We start from the raw sequence: 14,590 nt of genomic DNA on the forward strand, positions 1-14,590 counted from the left end.
TCCTACTCGGGGGCCCAACCAAATCTTAAGTGCAACGACGTGGAGCCTCTGCTAAAGCAGGTCGGCAAGAAGGTCGTGAAAGTTGACGTTACAAGGTGTCAAGTACCTCAAGTGCAACAAAGGCTAAGCAGTAAGTAGACGCTGAAGGGTCCCGCCAAAAGGTTGGCGGGGCCCTTCTGTCCGTCTGACACTTTCCCGGATTTGTCGCCGACTCTTCAATGTCGAGTGGGGGAACCTTGAAGAGTCCGCCGACAATGTAACGCGGTTGTGCACTACCGGATTTATCCGCCGTGCGCAGCGGCCCGACGTCCGCCCGGTAGCCTATGGGCGTTTGACTTTACAAGGGGGAAAGCATTGTCCAAGAAGCTCAGCCGTAATCCGTTCAAGCGCCGTCCGGTGTCGAAGATGCTGCCGGCTATCGGACTTTCCGTTCTGGCTGTTGCTACCGCAGCCGTCGTTGCGGTTGCTGTCATGCCCAGCCCAGGCGAACGTGGGGCGGCGGCCTATGTGACCCCGAGCAGTCAGTCCGCATCCAAGGCTGCCACGCCCACCACTACGCCCACCCCGGCCCCGTTGAAGATCAAGCTGCCCGCTAACCCGAGTGTGCTGATCGTGGGTGACTCATACACCGAAGGTGTAGGCGCTGACAGCACCGATCAAGGCTGGGCTCATGTCGCGGGCACAGAGCTGAACCTGAACCCCGTCATTGATGGAGTCAGGGGGACCGGTTTCGCTTGGGGCGGCGGGGCTGACAACAGTGAAGGCCGTCAGTACTCCGTGCGCCTTCGTGAGATTGCCGACGCGCAGACCATCACGCCTGACGTGCTGGTCCTCCAGGGCGGGCAAAACGACACCCTGTTGAAGAACAATCCCGAAGTGACCAAGGCCGTGACTTCCACAGTCAGCGAGGCCAAGAAACTGTGGCCCAACGTGCAGATCGTCATCATGGGACCGTCCGCGCCGGAGCCTTTGGCTGCCACGATCTCTGGAGCCAGTGACACCGTCCGCGACGGTGCGAACACCGCTCAGGTGCCCTACATCGACGCGGCCGGCGAGCACTGGTTCACCGGGCAGAACAGCCAGAGCTTCTACGCGGACGGTTCCCACGTGAACAACGAGGGTCACCATCTTATTGCTGACAAGTTCGCCGCGCACTGGCGGGAACTCACGAAGCCTTAGCGCGGGCTGATCGCGGAGACGATCGAGTCGGCCATGAGTGAGTGGCCCTTGTTGCTCGGGTGACCGTCACCGACTGCCTGCCCGTAGGTGTTGAGCTTCGCGGACTCGATCCGGGTGTGCAGGTCAATGACCGCCGCCCCGTTGTCCAGTGCTGCCTGCCGGGTGATGTCCACGAACGTCTGCCACGTATCGGTGTATGTGCCGATGTCCTCATAGTCGAGGATCAGCGCGCGATGGACGGGGCTATGGTCGCGGAGTTCTTCACGTACCAGATCACATCCCGGAGCCGGGCGTCGAACGTCGCAGGGGCCACGTTGGTCGTCCACTCGTTGATGCCCAGCTCGATCGTGACAAGGTCGGGTGCGATGTTCCACAGTGCCCCGCATGTCCCCGCCGCCGGCCGCCACCGTCAGGTTGTCCTTGAAGTCCGAGGCTTTCCAGCCGTGGTGTGCGGCGTCAAAGACCTGGATGCCTGCCGCCTCGTCGCCGTTGTAGACGATAATTCCAGTCACGTAGGAGGCGGCACCAGCGGTGGAGCAAGCACTACATCCTGCCCTCGTTCAGGAACAAAACCTTGGACAGTATCCACCGCACGGATGTGCAGGAGGCTGTGGGGGAGTGGTCCGAGTCTTTGGCGCCGTCCACGGTGAAGGTCACCTATGGGTACTTGGCGTCGATGTTCAAAGCTGCTGTCCTTGACGGGGTTGTGGCCGCGAGTCCGTGCGTCGGGATCAGGCTGCCCACGGTCGAGGACGTGGCTGTCGTTCCGCTGCGGACTGAGAAGGTCCAGGAGTTGGCGGACAGGATCTGGCGCCCGTACCGGCCCATGGTGGTCTTCTGCGCAGCTACCGGCCTCCGCTCCTCTGAGTTGCGGGGTCTGACGTGGGACCGCGTCGACTTCGACACGTCCATGATCAGCATTGACCGGCAGCTCATCGGGTACAACTCGTCGGATCCGGAGTGGGGGCCGCTCAAGACGAAGGCGAGCCGGCGCCGGATCCACATTGGGGACCAGTCGATGCAGCTCCTCAAGGACTTGCGGGAGGGTCCGGTGGGTGCGGGTGACGTGATCTTCCATTCGTCGGGCAGGGCTGTCACCAGGGGGGCGGCCGGGGAGGCGTGGAGGGACGTCCGGAAGAAGGTGAAACGTCTGGGGGATGGGTGGCACGAGCTGCGCCACTACCACGCCTCGCAGCTGATTTCCGGGGGCATGTCCGTGGTGGCGGTTGCCCACCGGCTCGGGCACAAGGACGCGACCGAGACGCTCATAACCTACGCCCACCTGTGGCCCTCGGACGACACCCGGGCGGCTGCCCTGACGGATGGGCTGGTAACCCTCGTTGCCCATGAGTTGCCCATGACCGGGCCCGGATCCCAGTAGTAGCAAGGGATTAGTCAGAACCCGGCGTATTGGTCAACCCATCCACCATCTCCTTGCCTTTCCTCCCGGGAAGCGTCATGTGAGTGACTTCACGCTCTTGGAGGCGGTGGAGGCCCCGCCGCCGCCCTAGAATGGATATTGAACGTAGAAGTTCTGCCGCCGGGTCTGCGTTCGCAGCCGGCGGTTTTCTTTGCGCTTCTCCAAGGTGTCCGGGGTGGACCGAATCCCCGCCGATGCCTGTGCCCCGGAATACCCCCGGTGGCCGACATCCGCATACGAGGACGTATGTGGTTGACCCAAGGAAGGTAGTTCTGTGAGCCAGACGTCAGATTCTTGTCTTGATACGTGGATGGGCCGTGAGGCACTCGCCGAGGCCATGATCCCGGTGATCGGCCGGCTGTACCGCGAAAACAACGTGGTGACCTCCATCCACGGCCGCAGCCTGATCAACAAATCCACCATGAACATCCTGAAAGCGCACCGGTTCGCGCGCAGGATGAGCAAAGACGAGCTGCTCCTGGAAGAGACGGCGCCGCTGCTGGATGCCCTGGCCGGGCTGGACCTGGGTGCCGCGGCCATCGATATCGCCCGCCTGAACCAGAAGTTCAAGACCGAGGCCAACGGCGCGAGCCTGGATGAATTCCTGCGTGCCGAGCTCGCGGAAATCGTCGGGAAGCGGGGCGGCGATGACCGCACCAGCACCGACGTCGTGCTTTACGGCTTCGGCCGCATCGGCCGCCTGCTGGCGCGCCTCCTGATCGAAAAGGCCGGTGGCGGCCACGGCCTCCGGCTCCGCGCCATCGTGGTTCGGCGCGGCTCGGACAACGACCTTCTGAAGCGGGCCAGCCTCCTGCGCCGGGACTCCGTCCACGGCTCCTTCGAGGGCACCATCAAGGTGGACACCGGGAACAACACCATCACGGCCAACGGCGTGCAGGTCCAGGTGATCTACTCGGACAACCCTTCCACCGTGGACTACACCGCCTACGGCATCAAGAATGCACTCGTGGTGGACAACACGGGACGCTGGCGCGACGCCGAGGGCCTGTCCCAGCACCTCCTGAGCAAGGGCGTTTCGCGCGTACTGCTCACCGCACCGGGCAAGGGCGAGCTGAAGAACATCGTCCACGGCATCAACCACGGCACCATCCTGGATTCGGACAAGATCGTCACCGCGGCGTCGTGCACCACCAACGCCATTACGCCGGTCCTGAAGGCCATCAACGACAAGTTCGGCGTGGTCCACGGACACGTCGAGACGGTGCACTCCTTCACCAATGACCAGAACCTGATCGACAATTTCCACAAGGGCGACCGCCGCGGTCGTTCCGCTGCGCTGAACATGGTGATCACCGAGACGGGTGCCGCCAAGGCTGTGGCCAAGGCTCTGCCCGAACTGCTGGGCAAGCTCACCGGAAGCTCCATCCGCGTCCCCACCCCGGACGTATCCCTGGCCATCCTCAACCTGAGCCTGGAACGCGGCGCTACCAAGGACGAGGTCAACGACTACCTGCGGCAGATGTCCCTGCACTCGGACCTGCGCAAGCAGATCGACTACATCGATTCCCCCGAAGTGGTTTCCACCGACTTCGTCGGCTCGCGCCGCGCTGGCATTGTTGACGGACTGGCCACCATCTCCAACGACAAGAACCTGGTCCTCTACGTCTGGTACGACAACGAGTTCGGCTACAGCTGCCAGGTGGTCCGCGTGATGGAGGAAATGGCCGGCGTCAACCCGCCGTCGTTCCCCGTCAAGGAGCCGGCTGCAGCGCTGGCAGCGACCGCCGCGGTCTAACAGCCGGATCTGAGGTTTCCCGGCCGGTGCTCTGGCATCGGCCGGGAAACGGACCCAGAATGGACTCATGGAACAGGAATCGACTCTCGAACATGAAACCACACTGGAACGCGCCTTGGATCTGGCGCGGAAGAACCATAAGGAAGCCACCCGGCTCCTTGAACAGGCCAAGGTGGCGCATGCCGCGGGAGAGATTCCGGAGAGCAGGGTCAAACAGCTCGAAGACCTGCTGGATCTCGCCGCCGTTGACCTCAAGCGTGTGATAAAGGAACAGTAACCGCTCCTCCACACTGTGGATATCGGCCACATTGTCCGTGGCCTGGCCTAGGCTCGTCGGGTGCAGAGGAAACACCGCCCGGCCGGGCAGCCATGACCGTCAGCTGGACGGCGTACCGCCGTGCCCGGCGCCGTTCCCGCCAGGCCTGGACGGTACTGGTTGTGCTGGCCGTGGGTCTCGTGTCAGCCGTTTGCTGGTTTTTCACTGCAGGCCAGTTTGCCGTTGCGGAGCCGGCCGTCACCGGTCCCAGCGAAGCTCCCGTGCTTGACCCGGCGTGGATGAAGGCAGTGCCCGCGGTCCGGCCCGTGCCGGCGGGCCGCGCGGCCGATGCGCTCGAAACCCTCGAAGTGAAGGGCCGGGCGGCCAGCGACACCTACGAGCGGACGGCCTTCGGCCAGGCCTGGCTCGATGTGGACCGCAACGGCTGCGATACGCGCAACGACATCCTGCGGCGCGACCTGCACGGAGCACAGTTCACGGAGGGATCCCGCTGCCGCGTGGCGGCCGGTGAATTCCACGAGCCCTACACCGGGGCAGTGGTGACGTTCACTAGGGGTGCGGAGAGCAGCAAAGCGGTGCAGGTGGACCACGTCGTCGCACTCGGCGATGCCTGGCAGAAGGGCGCCCAGCAGCTGACGCCGCAACAGCGCCAAAGCTTCGCCAATGATCCCGTTAACCTCATAGCCGCAGACGGTCCGGCAAACCAGGAGAAAAGCGCTTCAGACGCCGCGGGCTGGCTGCCGAAGAACAAGGCGTTCAGGTGTCATTACGTGGCCCGGCAAATTTCGGTGAAGGCGGCCTACGAACTGTGGGTGACGCAGGCGGAAAAGGATGCCATGAAAGGCGTCCTGGCATCCTGCCCGGAGCAGCAGACCGTCATTCCGCGGCAGGACACAGGGTAGGACGCGGGGAACGGGCAGCATTCCGGCTGCGCTAGTGGCCGAACGGATCCGGGTCGACGCCGGGCATCCACGTCAGTCCGGGAACTCCCCAACCGCTTCGCTTGGCCTGCTTCATCGCCTTCCTTGCGTAGCGGTCCATCAGCCGGTTCACATAGAGTTTGCCATCCAAGTGGTCGTACTCATGCTGGATGATCCGGGCGAACCAGTCCGTGGCCTCGAAGTCCACCGGGTTCCCGTCGCCGTCGAAACCCTGCACCCGGGCCCACTCGGCACGCTTGAGCGGATACTGGCCGCCGGGGAAGGAAAGGCAGCCCTCCACTTCCTCATCAGGATCCGGAACGGCGCCGGACACCTTGGACAAGGTAAGGACGGGATTCACCAGGACGCCAGCGGGGGGTGCGCCGTCGTCATTGGCATATTTATAGACAAAGATCCGCTTGCCCACTCCCACCTGGGGAGCGGCAAGGCCCACTCCGTTGGCGGCGTCGTTCGTCTCGAACATGTCAGCGATGAGCGCGCGGAGTCCGTCGTCGAAGACTTCCACTTCGGCGGCCCGGCGGTGGAGAACCGGCTCGCCCCAGATAGTGATCGGCAGAACGGTCATGTCAGGTGGTTCCTTTTGGTGCTGTGCGATGAAACACGTAAAGGCCGCACCGGATAACCGGTGCGGCCTTTACGTCAGGGCGGAAAATCCTGCCCCGCATGAGGGTGAGCGACGGGGGTTGAACCCGCGACCTCCTGGACCACAACCAGGCGCTCTGCCAACTGAGCTACGCCCACCATGCGCCTCACTCGACTGTCCGGTTATCCGGCTGTCTTGGAAGGCAACGTCATATAGCTTACCTGCTCCGCGGAGGTGTTTTGGCCACTTTTGCCTGTTTTGGAGAAATTTCCCCCAAACGTGGTGCAGATTACTTTTCGACGGAGCCGGCGGGGGTGCCGGCGGAGCCCATCACGGCTTTCGAAATCCGCTGCGCAGTGGCGCTGTCCGGTCCCGGCGCGGGGACAAAGATGGCCTCGCGGTAATACCGCAGCTCATCAATGGAATCCTTGATGTCGCCAAGGGCGCGGTGGCCGCCGTGCTTTGCCGGAGCCTGGAAGTAGGCCCGCGCGAACCAGCGCCGAGACAGTTCCTTGATGGTGCTGACGTCGATGACCCGGTAGTGCAGGTGCTCCACCACTGCGGGCATGTCCCGGGCAAGGAAGACCCGGTCCGTGCCCACGGAGTTGCCGCCCAGCGGCGCCTTGCGCGGATCCGGAACCCACTTCTCGATGTACTCCATGATCACGGACTCGGCCTCGGCCATGGTTTTGCCGTGCGGAAGTTCTTCCAGCAGTCCGGAGCGGGTGTGCATGTCCCGGACGAAGTCGTTCATCTGGGCAAGAGCGGCATCAGCGGGGCGGATGACGACGTCGACGCCGTCCCCGAGGATGTTGAGTTCAGAGTCCGTCACCAGGGCGGCAACCTCTATGAGGGCGTCGTTCTTGGGGTCCAGGCCGGTCATCTCGCAGTCAATCCAGACAATGCGTTCGCTAGTTATAGGCACGTGCCCAGCCTACCGTTTCACTGCTGCAGAGCTGTCCGATGCTAGGATTTCGGGTACGTGGCGGTGCCCCTTTCTATGCTGCCGCCGCCCCCGCTTCCGCCGGCCTGACCGGTTACCGCCGGGTGAAAATATGCCCCACAACGGATTGGACCACCCTGAGATGACGGCGCGTGTACCTGCGGCGGGAAATGTGGCTGCCGGTACGTTACCGGAGCCGGCTGCGGCCGAAGTGGACAACGCCCTCTCGCCCCTTCTCGCCGGGTTCGCCGGCTCGATGTTCATGGCCATCGGTTCACTGGGCGTCGGGTGGCTGGCACCCGTTTCCGAACTTCGCCGCCTGCCGCTGTTCATCTGGATGCGCACCGAAGCCGTCGGGGTGGCACTGTCCATCGTGCTGTTGGCTGTCGGCGGCATGCTCCTGGTCCGGGCCTGGCTTCGCCTCGGCCAGCGCGTCCGGGTGTGGGGTGCGGGTGCCCGCAAGGCAACCCTGCAGGCGGTGGTGCTGTGGGGGCTGCCCATGATGTTCTCCGTGCCGCTCTTCAGCCGGGACGTCTATGCCTACATCGGGCAGGGCCGGTTGATGGTTGAGGGCTTCAACCCGTACGAAAACGGTATCTCGGCGCTGTCCAACTATTTCCAGCTCGGTGCCGACAAAATGTGGACCGAAGCGCCGGTTCCCTACGGCCAGCTGTTCCTTTGGATCGAGCAACTGGTGGTCTGGTCCACAAACGTGCAGCCGGAGGCGAGCGTCATGCTGTTCCGCGTCGCCGCACTTGTGGGCGTGGTCCTGTGCATGGTGTACGTGCCCAAACTCGCGGAGCTGCACGGTGTTAATCCGCACCGCGCACTGTGGCTGACCGCGGCAAACCCGCTGTTCCTCACCAACTTCATCGCCAGTGTCCACAACGATGCGCTCATGATCGGGCTTGCGCTGGCGGGGCTTTACTACTGCGCCACGAGGCGCGTGGTGTTCGGCCTGGTCCTGGTGACGCTGTCCATCTCCGTCAAGCCGATCACCATCGTGTTCCTGCCTTTCATCGGACTCCTGTGGGCCGGGAAGAACGCCGGCTGGCCCCGCAAGTTCGTTTTCTGGGGACTCACCGCAGGGATCAGCCTGGCCCTGCTGTACGCCATGAGCCTGGTGAACGGCTTCGGCTTCGGCTGGGTGAACGGGCTGTCCGCTCCCGGCAGCATCTGGATCTGGTACGCACCGGTTGGCCTGCTGGGGCTCGTGGTCGCCTCCATCTCCAACGCCTTCGGGCTGGACGGCTGGGGACTCGCCAAATGGGTTTACGACGCCGGGAAGCTGCTCGCCGTCGGAATCATCGGCTGGCAGATCTTCCGCGGCGATCACGACCGCCTGATGCGCCGGCTCACCCTGGGGTTCGCGGCGGTGGTCCTGCTCGCCCCGATGATCCAGTCCTGGTACGTGGTGTGGCTGATCCCGCTGTTTGCCGTCACCGGCATCCGGGACGACTGGCAGGTGAAGGCCCTGTACTTCATCGTGTCCTTCTTTATGGTCTACGCCATCTCCGACCAGCTGGAAGTTTTCCCCTACCTGCAGACGGAGGACCTGGGCCTTCCGCTGGCCCTGGCGCGCAACGCGGCGGCGATCATCGCGCTCATGTTCGCGCTGTACCTGATCTTCCTGGATCCCAAAACCAAGCAGCTCTTCAGCAAGCCGGATGAGCCGGTGACCACCCGCCCGGTCATCTGACCATCACCCTGCGGTCTCCGCTTCGGCGGGCCGGAGGGCCTGGTCCTGCTGCGGAAGGTTCCGGAGGGCCTCCCGGCGCGAAAGCGGGCTGAGGGCCGCTTCGTGCCGCTCCACAAGCTGCGTGACCCACACCGGATCGGTCTTCGAGTATTCGCGCAGCGCCCAGCCGATGGCCTTGCGGATAAAAAACTCCCGGTCTGCAAGATTGGGCTCAATGACGGCGGCGAGCAGTTCCGGATCGGTGGCGGTCTTTGCCCCTAGCTGCGCAATGATGGCCGATCTGCGGATCCACAGGTCGGGGTCTTCGCTCCAGCTGCGGAGAATGCGTTCGAGCTCAGGACGGTGCGTCCGGAGCAGGTCGCAGATCCGGTGCGCCACTCCGTCAACGAGATCCCACCAGGAGCCGCTCCGGATGATTTCCTCGTACACCGGAAGCATCTCAAGCCGTCCCTTGGCCAGCCGAGACCCCGTCAGGTCGATGGCGGCATAGCGCTCCTCGCGGAATGATGCCGAACGCCAGAGACTTAGAACCGTGGCGCGAAGCTCCTCAACGGAGCCGCAGGGCCACCTTTCGGCGGAGGCCTTGGTGATTTTCCGGACCTCCGGCACCCTGACTCCCAGTGCCGGCATGTCCGACTTCAGGTAGGCCTGGGCGCCGGCGGCCCGTGCCGGGTCGGCGGCGCCCTGCAGCTGCCGGCGGATTCCAGCAATCAGCTCCTCGTTCACCATGCTGGCAACACTACTCACCACAGAAACAGTTGTCATGCACTAGAATAGTGAGCGCTAACACGGCCGCCTTTTCGCTCTCAGGATGCATATGACTGCCACCGAACACCACCTCAGTTTCGGCCCCTACACGGCCATCGCCACCTCCCGCGGAGGGGCGTTGCGCGAGCTGCGGCACGACGGCCGCGATCTGGTGATCAGCTTCGGCGCAGACGGTGCCATCCCTGACTACCGGGGCGTGATCTGCGCCCCGTGGCCCAACCGGCTCGCTGACGGCCGCTACAGCTTCGACGGCCGGGACTTCCAGGCCGAGGTCAACGAGGTGGAGCGGGGGACTGCCCTGCACGGCCTGGTGTTCGGAGCGGTGTGGGAACTGCAGGAGCGGACCGCTTCGTCCGTCCGCCTTGGAACCCGCATTGAGCCAGGCGAGGGGTATCCGGGCCGGCTTGATGTTTCGGTGGAATACGAGTTGCGGGCCGACGGACTGCGCAGCACCGTCCGCGCCAGGAACATTGGCGCGGACGCGGCGCCCTACGGAGTCTGCCCCCACCCGTACCTGCTGGCCGGGGCTGCCCCGCTGGACGAGTGGGCGGTACAGATCCCGGCTGCCGAATTCATGGAGGTCTCCGCCGACCGGCTGCTGCCCAAGGGCATGGCCGGCGTCGAAGGCCACCCCTTTGACTTCCGCACGGAAAAGGTCCTCGGTGCCATTGAAATCGACCACGCCTTCACCGGCCTGATTCCCGACGAGGACGGACTCGCTGCGGTCCGGGTATACGACCCCTCCGGATCCGGAGTGGAACTGGAGTGGGACATGCGGTGGCCGTGGCTGCAGATCCATACCGCAGACAAGCCGGCGGGTCCGTCCCGGCTCGGCTTCGCCGTGGAGCCGATGACCTGCCCGCCTGATGCCTTCAACGGCAGCGACCACGTGATCCGGCTCGCTCCGGGCGGGTTCCACGAAGCCAGCTGGACGATCCGCGCTCTCAGCCGTTGAGGGCGCCTACTCGTTGAGGTAAGTCCTGGCATACCGCCGGTACTGTTCCAGCACCCCGGGCGCGCCGCCGTCGGGTGCTGTCACTTCCTTGCGGACTGACTTCCATCCCGGCCACTTGCCGGTGAGGACGGCAGCCGCCTGCCGCGCGGCGCCGTCGGCCACGTATTCGCCGGGTTCAGGCACCACCACGGGAAGGCCGAAAACGGAGGCCGCAATCTGCTGCACGGCGGCGGACTGCGCCCCGCCCCCCACGAGGATGATCCGGACCGCCGTGACCCCCTGCGCCTGCAGGGCGGCCAGCCCGTCAGCAAGGGAACAGACCACGCCTTCGATGGCAGCCCGGGCAAGGTTGGCGCGCGTGTAACTGGCAAGGGTGGCGCCGTGGAGGGACCCTGTCGCATTGGGAAGGTTGGGCGTGCGCTCGCCTTCGAAATACGGCACAAGCGTGAGGCCGCCGGAACCCGCGGGGGCGGCAAGGGCCAGATTCGTCAGGCCGGCCAGGGTGACACCGAGCAGTTCTGCGGTTGCGTCGAAGATCCGCGTGGCATTGAGCGTGCAGGCCAGCGGCAGGAAATTACCGGTGGCGTCGGCGAAGCCTGCCACCAGGCCGGTCGGATCGGCGGCCGGGGTTTCAGAGACGGCAAAAACAGTCCCCGACGTTCCCAGCGAGACCACCACGTCGCCGGGCCGTGCGCCGACGCCGAGCGCTGCCGCCGCGTTATCGCCCGCGCCGGGGCCGATGAGTGCCCCGGCAGGGGTCTCGCCTGCCGCTTCCAATGAACCGACGACGGCGGGAAGCACCGGGACGTGCCCCAGCACCTTTTCGAGCACTCCGGGCAGGTAGTTTCCTGATGCGGTGGAGAAGTACCCCGTGCCGGAGGCGTCGGACCGGTCCGTGCGGAGCAACTGCAGGGAGGAGGGACCCGTACCCGGGCCGTGGCCGGCAAGGCGCCAGCCCAGCCAGTCGTGCGGGAGGCAGACGGCGGCAACGCGACGCGCATTTTCAGGTTCGTGACAGGCCAGCCAGCGGAGCTTCGTGATGGTTAGGGACGCCACCGGAACCGTTCCTGTTGACTCGGCCCAGAAGGCGGCGCCGGCCTCCGCGTTGCCCTCCCCTGCCTCGGCGATAAGCTGCTTCGCGTCGTCGGCCGAGCGCGTGTCGTTCCACAGCAGCGCCGGGCGGACCACTCCGCCAGCGGAGTCCAGGCACACCATGCCGTGCTGCTGGCCGCCCACCGAAACGGCCGCGACGTCGCCAAGGCCGCCGGCCTCCTGCGCGGCTTCCTGCAGGGCGGTCCACCAGTGTTCCGGGTCGACCTCACTGCCGTCGGGGTGGGCGGCGCGGCCCTGCCGGACCAGGGCGCCGGTCTCCGCATCCCGGATCACCACTTTGCATGACTGCGTGGAACTGTCGATTCCTGCTACCAGGGGCATGGGGTTCTTTCTGCAAGGATGCCGCCGGACCCGGCAGTCCGGATCCGGCGGCATAAGTGGGCTGGTTGTGGGAAGCGGGCCTAGCGGGCGCCGAGCAGGTGCTCGATGGCCAGCTGGTTGAGGCGGACGAACGCGAAGGACCGCCGGGCGGCGGCGTCGGCGTCGAACTCCGCGAAGGCGGAGGCATCCGCCAGCAGTTCGGCGGCGCTCTCACCGGCGGCGAGCGTGGGTTCGCCGAGTTCGAAGACGCCGGAGGCCGCCAATGCTTCCTGGACCTGCGGATCGGCGCGGAATGCCACGGCGCGTTCTTTCAGGAGGAGATACATGGCCATGTTGGCCTTGGCGGATTCCCAGACGCCGTCGTAGCCGTCGGTGCGGGAGGGCTTGTAGTCGAAGTGCCGCGGGCCGTCATACGTGGGGCCGCCGTTGGGGAAGCCGTTCTCGAGCAGGTCCACGGTAAAGAAGGCGCTGGTGAGGTCACCGTGGCCGAAGACGAGGTCCTGGTCGTACTTGATGCCGCGCTGGCCGTTGAGGTCGATGTGGAAAAGCTTGCCTGCCCACAGGGCCTGGGCGATGCCGTGTGTGAAGTTCAGTCCGGCCATCTGCTCGTGGCCGGTCTCCGGGTTCAGGCCCACGATGTCGCCGTGTTCGAGCTGGGCGATGAAGGCCAGGCCGTGTCCGACGGTGGGGAGGAAGATGTCGCCCCGGGGCTCGTTGGGTTTGGGTTCGAGGGCGATCCGCAGGCCGTAGCCCTTTTCCTTGATGTAGGCCGCGGCCGTGTCCACGCCTTCCTTCATGCGGTCCAGGGCGGCGGACAGGTCCTTCGATCCGTCGTATTCGCTGCCTTCGCGTCCGCCCCACATCACGAAGGTCTCGGCGCCCAGCTCGGCTGCCAGGTCGATGTTCTGCAGGACCTTGCTCAGGGCAAAGCGGCGGACGGAACGGTCGTTGGAGGTGAAGCCCCCGTCTTTGAAGACCGGGTGGCTGAACAGGTTGGTGGTCACCATGGGGGTCTTCAGGCCGGTCTCAGCCAGGGCCGCCGTGAAGTTCTTCAGGATCAGCTCACGCTCGGAGGCCGTTGCGTCGAAGGGGACCAGGTCGTTGTCGTGGAAGGTGATGCCGTAGGCACCCAATTCGCTGAGCTTGTGCACGGCCTCGACCGGGTCCAGGGCCGGGCGGGTGGCGACGCCGAAGGGGTCGGCCCCGGTCCAGCCGACGGTCCAAAGGCCAAAGGTGAAGCGGTCTGCAGGGGTGGGCTGAAGAGTCATGAAGCGTCCTTGGTTCGGAGTGTGAGGGCTGAGGCTTGCGCCTTAGCCGCTAATTAGTTTTCAATCTGAACTATATGCACCATGATTGACTTAGGTCAATGATTAAGGCGGCGGACATGTCACTGGAAAAAAGCGCCGAGGGCGGTACGGGACGGCCCGCGCCCGGCCGCGTCGAGGATGTGCGGCGTGGAAACCTGATACGGATCCTGGCGTCCATGGCGGAGGCGCGCACTGATCCTGACACCCGCCCTACGCGGGCTGACCTCGCGACCCGGACCGGCCTGACCAAGGCCTCCGTCTCCAGCCTTGTCGCGGAGCTGTTGGACGCGGGGCTGCTGGCGGAATCCGGCACCACCCGGGACGGGGAACGAGGCCGCCCGGGAGTGGGCCTGGAGCTGAGCACCAGCCGCGGCGTGGTGGGCATGGAAATCAACGTGGACTATATCGCGGCCGGGCTCCTGGACCTCGGTGGGACGCTTCGGATCCACAGGACCTTGGAAAGTAGTAACCGCGGCCAGTCGCCCCCATCCGTCATGGCCCTGCTGGGCGGCCTTGTGCGCGATATTGCAGCCGAGGCATCCGCAGCCGGAATCGAGATTCTGGGTGGCGGGCTTGCCGTTCCGGGGCTGGTGGATTCTGCGTCGGGCACTGTCGCCAGTGCCCCCAACCTGCAGTGGCGCGGCGTTGGCTTGCAGCTTGAGCAACTGCTTCCGTCCGCGCCGTTCGGCTTGGCGCTGTACAACGAAGCCAACTGCGCTGCGTTGGCAGAGCTTTGGTACGGGCATGGACTGGATTTCCGCGACTACCTCTTTATCTCGGGCGAGGTGGGCGTAGGCGGTGGGCTGGTGATCGGCTCCGAGCTGTTTGCAGGTCCCCGCGGGCAGGCCGGGGAGGTGGGCCATGTGGTGGTTGAACCGTCCGGCCCCGACTGCTCGTGCGGCGGCCACGGCTGCCTGGAAGCGTTTGCCGGACAGGAGGCCGTTTTCTCCGAAGCCGGCATTGCGCCGGGCGCCGCGTCCGTACGGCTGGCCCGGCTCGGCGAACAGCTCGCCGCCGGAGACGCGGCCGCCGTGGCGGCAGTTTCCAGGGCAGGCCACTACCTCGGCATCGCGGCAGCCTCCACGGCGCGGTTGATGAACCTGTCCGCCGTGGTGCTGGGCGGCCACTTCACCCCGATGGGGCGCTGGATCCGACCGGCCCTGCAACGAAGCCTCGCGGAATACGCGCCGGGGCTCATCAGCGATGCCCGGGTGGAAATCTCGGAACTCGGGCAATCCGCCGCGCTCCTGGGGGCAGCCGGAAGCTCCCTCCGGGCCGTCCTTGCTGCGCCGTTCACCCTGACGCCGGCGGGCCGGTAGCCGGCTGGA

Annotated in this window: 14 protein-coding genes and 1 tRNA gene; 8 read left to right on the top strand and 7 right to left on the bottom strand. The window is 65.3% G+C overall.

The features are described from left to right. Nucleotides 1-354: 354 nt before the first annotated feature. Nucleotides 355-1,179, top strand: coding sequence for an SGNH/GDSL hydrolase family protein (locus J7I92_RS05220; protein WP_251039503.1), 825 nt, complete (start codon nucleotides 355-357; stop codon nucleotides 1,177-1,179). Here the strand turns inward: J7I92_RS05220 and J7I92_RS05225 are convergent. After that, complete coding sequence (locus J7I92_RS05225; RefSeq protein WP_214838260.1) at nucleotides 1,176-1,691, bottom strand: hypothetical protein; 516 nt, start codon at nucleotides 1,689-1,691, stop codon at nucleotides 1,176-1,178. The genes J7I92_RS05220 and J7I92_RS05225 overlap by 4 nt on opposite strands. A gap of 62 nt (nucleotides 1,692-1,753) precedes the next feature. Here J7I92_RS05225 and J7I92_RS05230 point away from each other — a divergent pair, with 62 nt between their 5' ends. From J7I92_RS05230 to J7I92_RS05245, 4 genes are all read left to right on the top strand, one after another. After that, nucleotides 1,754-2,560, top strand: coding sequence for a site-specific integrase (locus tag J7I92_RS05230; protein WP_214838263.1), 807 nt, complete (start codon nucleotides 1,754-1,756; stop codon nucleotides 2,558-2,560). Nucleotides 2,561-2,873: 313 nt separating this feature from the next. Further along, nucleotides 2,874-4,355: a glyceraldehyde-3-phosphate dehydrogenase gene (locus J7I92_RS05235; protein ID WP_214838266.1), complete on the top strand. Its 1,482-nt coding sequence runs from the start codon at nucleotides 2,874-2,876 to the stop codon at nucleotides 4,353-4,355. A gap of 67 nt (nucleotides 4,356-4,422) precedes the next feature. Continuing rightward, nucleotides 4,423-4,632: a hypothetical protein gene (locus tag J7I92_RS05240; protein WP_214838269.1), complete on the top strand. Its 210-nt coding sequence runs from the start codon at nucleotides 4,423-4,425 to the stop codon at nucleotides 4,630-4,632. Between the two features lie 92 nt (nucleotides 4,633-4,724). After that, a complete protein-coding gene (locus tag J7I92_RS05245) occupies nucleotides 4,725-5,534 on the top strand; it encodes an HNH endonuclease family protein (protein WP_214838272.1) in 810 nt (269 codons plus the stop codon). A gap of 31 nt (nucleotides 5,535-5,565) precedes the next feature. Here the strand turns inward: J7I92_RS05245 and def are convergent, their stop codons facing one another. The 3 genes from def to orn form a co-directional block, all read right to left on the bottom strand. After that, the gene (def, locus tag J7I92_RS05250) at nucleotides 5,566-6,138 is read right to left on the bottom strand and encodes a peptide deformylase (protein ID WP_214838275.1); all 573 of its coding nucleotides are present in this window, start codon (nucleotides 6,136-6,138) and stop codon (nucleotides 5,566-5,568) included. 103 nt (nucleotides 6,139-6,241) lie between these two features. Further along, a tRNA-His gene (locus tag J7I92_RS05255) sits at nucleotides 6,242-6,314 on the bottom strand. 131 nt (nucleotides 6,315-6,445) lie between these two features. Continuing rightward, the gene (gene orn / locus J7I92_RS05260) at nucleotides 6,446-7,081 is read right to left on the bottom strand and encodes an oligoribonuclease (protein WP_214838278.1); all 636 of its coding nucleotides are present in this window, start codon (nucleotides 7,079-7,081) and stop codon (nucleotides 6,446-6,448) included. 160 nt (nucleotides 7,082-7,241) lie between these two features. Here orn and mptB point away from each other — a divergent pair, with 160 nt between their 5' ends. After that, a complete protein-coding gene (gene mptB, locus J7I92_RS05265; RefSeq protein ID WP_214839015.1) occupies nucleotides 7,242-8,798 on the top strand; it encodes a polyprenol phosphomannose-dependent alpha 1,6 mannosyltransferase MptB in 1,557 nt (518 codons plus the stop codon). A gap of 3 nt (nucleotides 8,799-8,801) precedes the next feature. On the opposite strand, the gene J7I92_RS05270 is transcribed toward mptB, so the two are convergent. Then, nucleotides 8,802-9,527 (bottom strand): DNA alkylation repair protein, encoded by a 726-nt coding sequence (locus J7I92_RS05270; RefSeq protein ID WP_214839017.1) that lies wholly within the window; start codon nucleotides 9,525-9,527, stop codon nucleotides 8,802-8,804. Between the two features lie 88 nt (nucleotides 9,528-9,615). Here J7I92_RS05270 and J7I92_RS05275 point away from each other — a divergent pair, with 88 nt between their 5' ends. Next, the gene (locus J7I92_RS05275; RefSeq protein ID WP_214838281.1) at nucleotides 9,616-10,521 is read left to right on the top strand and encodes an aldose 1-epimerase family protein; all 906 of its coding nucleotides are present in this window, start codon (nucleotides 9,616-9,618) and stop codon (nucleotides 10,519-10,521) included. Nucleotides 10,522-10,527: 6 nt separating this feature from the next. Here J7I92_RS05275 and xylB read toward each other — a convergent pair whose 3' ends face one another. After that, entirely contained in the window at nucleotides 10,528-11,955 is a 1,428-nt protein-coding gene (gene xylB, locus J7I92_RS05280) for a xylulokinase (RefSeq protein ID WP_214838284.1), read from the bottom strand. 80 nt (nucleotides 11,956-12,035) lie between these two features. After that, entirely contained in the window at nucleotides 12,036-13,223 is a 1,188-nt protein-coding gene (gene xylA / locus J7I92_RS05285) for a xylose isomerase (protein ID WP_214838288.1), read from the bottom strand. 116 nt (nucleotides 13,224-13,339) lie between these two features. Between xylA and J7I92_RS05290 the strand changes: the two genes are divergently transcribed. Further along, the gene (locus J7I92_RS05290; protein ID WP_214838291.1) at nucleotides 13,340-14,581 is read left to right on the top strand and encodes an ROK family transcriptional regulator; all 1,242 of its coding nucleotides are present in this window, start codon (nucleotides 13,340-13,342) and stop codon (nucleotides 14,579-14,581) included. Nucleotides 14,582-14,590: the final 9 nt, after the last annotated feature.

The sequence above is a fragment of the Arthrobacter sp. ISL-72 genome (assembly GCF_018613755.1).
Lineage (GTDB): Bacteria > Actinomycetota > Actinomycetes > Actinomycetales > Micrococcaceae > Arthrobacter.

Bases quoted from the DNA above. Each gene is read 5' to 3' on its own strand.
- J7I92_RS05240 (WP_214838269.1), top strand. From the start codon at position 4,423: ATGGAACAGGAATCGACTCTCGAACATGAAACCACACTGGAACGCGCC.
- J7I92_RS05245 (WP_214838272.1), top strand. From the start codon at position 4,725: ATGACCGTCAGCTGGACGGCGTACCGCCGTGCCCGGCGCCGTTCCCGC.
- def (WP_214838275.1), bottom strand. From the start codon at position 6,138: ATGACCGTTCTGCCGATCACTATCTGGGGCGAGCCGGTTCTCCACCGC.
- mptB (WP_214839015.1), top strand. From the start codon at position 7,242: ATGACGGCGCGTGTACCTGCGGCGGGAAATGTGGCTGCCGGTACGTTA.
- J7I92_RS05270 (WP_214839017.1), bottom strand. From the start codon at position 9,527: ATGGTGAACGAGGAGCTGATTGCTGGAATCCGCCGGCAGCTGCAGGGC.
- J7I92_RS05275 (WP_214838281.1), top strand. From the start codon at position 9,616: ATGACTGCCACCGAACACCACCTCAGTTTCGGCCCCTACACGGCCATC.
- xylB (WP_214838284.1), bottom strand. From the start codon at position 11,955: ATGCCCCTGGTAGCAGGAATCGACAGTTCCACGCAGTCATGCAAAGTG.
- xylA (WP_214838288.1), bottom strand. From the start codon at position 13,223: ATGACTCTTCAGCCCACCCCTGCAGACCGCTTCACCTTTGGCCTTTGG.
- J7I92_RS05290 (WP_214838291.1), top strand. From the start codon at position 13,340: ATGTCACTGGAAAAAAGCGCCGAGGGCGGTACGGGACGGCCCGCGCCC.